The organism is Moorena sp. SIO4G3, assembly GCF_010692305.1.
Lineage (GTDB): Bacteria > Cyanobacteriota > Cyanobacteriia > Cyanobacteriales > Coleofasciculaceae > Moorena > Moorena producens_A.
In genome coordinates, this window is sequence record NZ_JAAHIG010000484.1 from 1 (window position 1) to 5,924 (window position 5,924).

General features: G+C 44.2%; 1 protein-coding gene and 1 pseudogene. Both read left to right on the forward strand.

The annotated features are described in order from the left end of the window. Positions 1–77: 77 nt before the first annotated feature. Positions 78–827, forward strand: a pseudogene (locus tag F6J99_RS45940) (zinc ribbon domain-containing protein); the annotation flags it as partial. Between the two features lie 483 nt (positions 828–1,310). Continuing rightward, positions 1,311–5,924, forward strand: a 4,614-nt coding sequence (locus tag F6J99_RS40695; protein WP_293122023.1) for a tetratricopeptide repeat protein, incomplete at its 3' end; no start/stop codon positions are given.

The window sequence follows — 5,924 nt, forward strand, 5'->3', positions numbered from 1 at the left end:
TTCCGAGAACGCGACTGAAAGTGCAGTAGCGCAGTCGTTGTGTTGACGTCGCGCGCAAAGCGGCTGCGCGAGTCAGATACACAGAGGCTTTCTATGATTCAGAGGGTCAGGCTCACGGAAAAGGACTAGGTAGAATTGCTACTAAAAAATCCGATCGTATATGTGCCAAAAACCGTAATAGAGGAAAGCTTTGGGCGCTTCACAGAAAGCTAGAAAAGTTAGACCCAGCCAAGTCGGCTCGAATACTTGAAAAGAACCTGACCAGAAAAACCGAAAATCGCCGCTACAGACAGAATCAATCAGAACTAACGGCCATAATAGGAGCGGCTTCTAAATCCCTCTTTAACGGGGAGTCATTAAAAGTATTTGCTGAAGATTTAACACAGCCAATCCGAAATAAACGCCAGTCTAAAGCCGTGTCCCGTAAGCTTAGTAGTTGGATGAAAGGAGTGGTGCGGGACTCCTTGCAGAAATGGGCTGATTGGACTGGTTCGGTTGTAACAGAAGTTCAGCCTAGCTACACGTCGCAAATTGACTCCAGGAATGGAACCCTTCTTGGGAAAAGGACTGGGGACAATTTTACCGGATTTGACGGGGTCGTGTTGCAGGCTGACTATAATGCTGCCAAAAATATCCTTGCTCGCGCTACCGACAAGGAAGTAACTCGGTACATGAGTAGAACCGAGGTGCAGGCAGTGTTATTGCGTCGTACCGCGCGTTACTTGGAAGGTATGGGACTGGACTTAGTTGATGCAGTTGAGCTTGACTGGCTTGATTGCAAGCATACTAAAACCCAGGCTTTCAAGCAACTCCTCAACGGGATTTGAGGAACGCCTAGACAGACGGGTGGAAGGTTTGACTCCAATTACTGTATGACCACCCCTCACTCAGGCAACAATAAATTGCACCTTGACTGTATTATCCGGTGTTGTACCGATTTATTACTGTTTAAGAGTATCCCTTGTCACCAGGTCCCATTACCCCAACTACTATTTTTCTCATCCGTTATTTCAGTCTCAGAGACTGTTAATAAAGTAACTCTTTTGACAGCTATAGTATGAAGCTTCTGTAAACGTTGTGTAAAAATTCGTTAAAATTGTGTTTGATTGTTAATTAAATCACACAGGTAATTGAACTTATCTGTTAAGAATTTGATTGAATAATAATGTTGTTAAAAAAATAAATTATGACTAACTTATTAATCCATTTTTTAACAATTATTAGATATAATTCCTAGCGATATCTAATAATTAGATATTGACTCCTATTCCCGAATACCGACTCCCGAATCCCAGATCAGCTGTTCTCTGTTGCCTTTGGAAATGTTCCATCGACTCAAACGATACTTTCTGATTAGTTCGCCATCCCCCAAACATCATCTGTTGCCCTCAATGGCAGAAGATACCTTGCTCACTCCCCATCGACTCCATTATCCCCATTGGCATGGGAATAATGGTCATCTCCCCCTTGTTGCCTTAGTTAACTGGTTATCGACATCAGAAGCATCTAGAGAACAAAACAATAATCAAAACAATAATCAGCAAAATAATCTAGGAACTATTCCCCTAGCAGGAGAACACAAAACAGCGGAATCATGTATTAATCACGGGGATTACCTGTGGGCAAAAGGTCAACTAAATGAAGCAGTGACCCAGTATCACCAGGCAATTGAACTAGACCCTAAATCGAGTTTGGGTTACCAACGTCTAGGAGCAACGTTGAAGCAACAAGGTCAATTCGATCAAGCCACTGCTTACTATCGCAAAGCAATTAAATTGGCTGGACTAGAAACCATCGAGTTGGATCACTCACAATCAAGAGAATCATCTATAGGTCAATCTGTTCCTAGCTCTAGTGAGGGCGATTGTAAACAACATCAGTCAGGAGGTCTTTTGGAAGCAGTCACGGTTTATCTACAACAGGCGCAGACTTACTTGAAGCAAAGACAATGGCAACAGGCGATCGCTGCCTGTGAGCGAGCCATTAAACTTGCCCCAGATACAGCCCAGGCTTACAAGATTTGGGGAAATGCGCTACAGTTCATGGGTCAGACTACTGAAGCTATGGGTTACTATGGCCAAGCTTTGGAAATTGAACCGGATTTTGCCGAAGTTTATGCTAATCTCGGTAGCTTGTATGCTGGTCAGCAGAAGTGGGAAGATGCGATCGCCTATTATCAAAAGGCGATTAAGCTAAAACCCGATTTGGCTGGGGCTTATCGCAACTTGGCTAAAGTATGGACTGAGCTGGGAAACCAACAGGAAGTGCTTAAATGCTGTTATCATCAGCTGATGCTAGAGTTGGATAAATCTAAACCAGAGGACTACCTTAATCTAGGAAATCAGTTATTTAAGGAAGGTCTGGTAACAGAAGCGATCGCTTGTTACCGCCAGGTAATTGACCGGAATCCCCAGTCGGTGGTAGCTTACCAAAACCTGGCAGAAGCCTTGAATCGCCAGGGGAAATGGCAAGAGGCAAATGTTTACTATCGTAAATTACTCCAATTTTATCGAACCGGTTCTCAGTTAACAGCCTCTGAGTTAACTAGTCAGATCAATGGTCAGATCAATGGTCACACCCACAATCAAGCTAACGGCTCTGATGCCCTGAAACAGGCTATTGTGCCTCAATTGGTAGACAACCAGAAGCAGCAGCAGGTGTCAATCACTCCCCCTATACGTTACAGAGGAGGGGCGATAAAAGCCTCAACTGTTGCCATCGTGCCTAGCCCATCTCAAATCACCGTTAATCCCACCAATGAAACGGTAAAGCCTATCCCTACTGCTCCAGAACGATTAGACCAAGAGCAATTAAAGCCAGAGCCATTAGACCGAGAGCCATTAGACAGAATCCGCGATCGCACACCACGACTCGGCGGCGGCAATCATATCCCCCAACTTCCTGACTCTAGAGCCTCTGAGTCTAATCTAGAACGAGATCAAAGCCTTGAGTGGTTTATCAAAGCAGCTCAACAAAATCCAGATTCAGCTAAAATCCAGACAAATTTAGGCAGTGCTTATGCTCAGCGGCAGCAGTGGCAAGATGCGATCGCATGTTATCAAAAAGCGATCGCAATTAATCCTAGCTTTGCTGGAGCTTACCGTAACTTAGCAAAAGTTCTAACTCAAACCAATCAACCAGAGGCAGCAGCGGATTATTGGTATCAAGCCCTGACCTTAGAACCGAATACGGTATCTGCTGAAGAACACTTGAATTTGGGTAATACCTTAACTAACCAAGGGAAATTAACCCAAGGGATCGCCTGTTATCGTCAGGCAATTCAATTGAAGCCTAATTTATCGGAGGCTTACCATCGACTAGGGGATTTACTAAAAAACCAAGGACAAGAGCAAGAGCTGCTAACCCTTTATCAGCAAGCAGTTCAAAACAATCCCCAAGATGCTAAAGCTTACTTCTATTTAGGAAACCTGTTCACAGACCAAGAAGCATGGGAGCAAGCTTACCCTTGTTATCTAAAAGCCACTCAACTGCAACCGAATCTTGCACAAGCCCATCATAATTTGGGAGATACCTTAGTTAAGCAGCAACGGTGGCAAGAAGCAGTAACAGCTTACCGTCGAGCCATTGAGATACAGCCAGAATTTTCCTGGTCTTATAACAACATGGGCGATGCCTTGCTTAAGTTAGAACGGTGGCAAGACGCAGCCGATGTATTCCGAAAAGCCATTGAACTCAAGCCAGATTTCCCCTGGTCTTATCAAAATTTAGGTGATGCTCTACAAGCCTTGGAGCAGTGGGATGAAGCAATTATTGCCTATCGCCATGGGATTGAAGTGAAATCCGATTGGCCCTGGTCTTATTACAACTTGGGACAAGCCTTAGCAAAAACCGGACAGTGGCTGGATGCGATCGCAGCCTATCGTAACGCTATCGAACTTGACCCGAATTTTGCTAAGGCCTATAGTCATCTCGGTGAAGCCTTAGCCAGAGTTGGCGAGTGGGATGAAGCGATTATCTGTTACGAACAAGCCATTGATATTGACCCCAGTCTTCATGTTTCCGTCTACCAGAATTTAGGAGAAGCCTTAGAACGAAACGGATATAGTAATTCAGAGCTTAATAATTCAGAGCTTAATAATTTAGAGCTTAATAATTTAGAACTTAGGACAAAAGACGATAAGTCTAAGTGGCTCTTTGAAGCAATCAATTCAAAGCGATTGACAAAAGACGATAGCTCTAAGTGGCCCCACGTTTTCCTTCAACCCTATCATCCCCCCCAAACTCTCCCTGATGGCAGCCCCTGGCCAAAGATATCGATTGTTACCCCTTCGATGAATCAAGGTGAGTTTATCGAAGAAACTATATTATCAGTGATTCATCAGCACTATCCCAATGTCGAACACATCCTGATTGATGGGGGCTCTACTGATGAAACCATGACCATTGTTAATCAATATCGAGACCACCTTACCTATGTGGTTAGTGAACCGGATAGTGGCCAAAGTGAAGCCTTGAACAAAGGATTTGCGATCGCATCTGGGGAAATCTTGACGTGGCTTAATAGTGATGACCGATTAGCGCCAGGAGCCTTATATAGGGTAGCGCTAGCGTTTTACACTAGTGGTGCTGATGTGGTAGCCGGTGTCTGTCAACTGTTTAAAGATGGCGTAGCCCTAGAGCAACACTTAACATCTTGTCCTAATGGACTGATATCTCTTGAAGAAATCTTAGATGTAGAAAGGAATTGGCTAACAGGGAAATTCTTTTATCAGCCAGAAGTCATGTTTACCCGCACCATTTGGGAAAAGTGTGGTGCATCAGTAGATCAATCCCTCTTCTACAGTATGGATTACGACTTGTGGGCGCGATTTGCTGCTAAGGGAGCTACCTTACAGGTAATTGGTTATCCCGTAGCTCAATACCGTATCCATGAAAACCAAAAGACTAGCACTAAAGATAAGTATGAGCCGGAATTACTATCGGTATCAGAGGCCCTGCGGACTAAATTTAACTGTCCTAAGTCTAAGGCAACAGAAGAGCCTGGGCAACGCCACAGCCTGCGCATTGTGTGCTTCAACGATACCGGATTTCTCGGAGGGGCTGGGATTGCTCACCAACGCATTGCCAAATCTTTAGCCTTAGCAGGGCATCAAGTAATTCCCGTTGCTGGCACATTAGACTGGTCATTGACTCCCGTAGACTGCACAGCAGAAGAGGTCTATCAATTAATTGCTAGTCTCAATCCGGATTTAGTCGTAGTGGGCAATATCCATAATATGACCAATCCCTTGGACATTTTGGAAATACTTACCAGTCATTTCCCCACCATCTTCGTGATGCACGACCAGTGGTTACTTACCGGACGCTGTGCTTATGTAGGGGATTGTGAGAATTATACCACCCTATGTGATCACGAATGTCCCACTAGCCATGAGTACCCGAGCTTAGCATCAGAAAAAATAGCCGACGCTTTTCGTAAAAAACATCGGCTTTTAGGGAGCTATAAAACTTTGTTAGTCCTAGGGGATAGTCACTGGACCACTAATTGGGCTCGTTATGCCTTTGACTATCACCAGCCTCGACGGAATTTCCAAGGATGCGAAAGTAAATTTCAGAGCATTTACTATGGCATCGATTTAGATATCTTTAGGCCCTTAGACCAGGCTGAATGTCGTCGCCAGCTTAATTTACCTCAGGATAAATTTATTATACTCACTGGTAGTCAATCTGTAAACGATCAGCGCAAAGGGATTCAGTATCTACTCAATGCCCTAGAGATTGCTAATCTCGATAATATCCTACTGGTTAGTTTTGGTCATGGCTCTGCGATCGCAGAAAACCTTGATATTTGGAGTACAGGATATATTGACCACCCCTCTATTCTAGCATGTTACTACAGCGCTGCCGATGTATTTATTGGGCCATCCCTTCAAGAAGCATTTGGTCAAACCTTTATAGAAGCA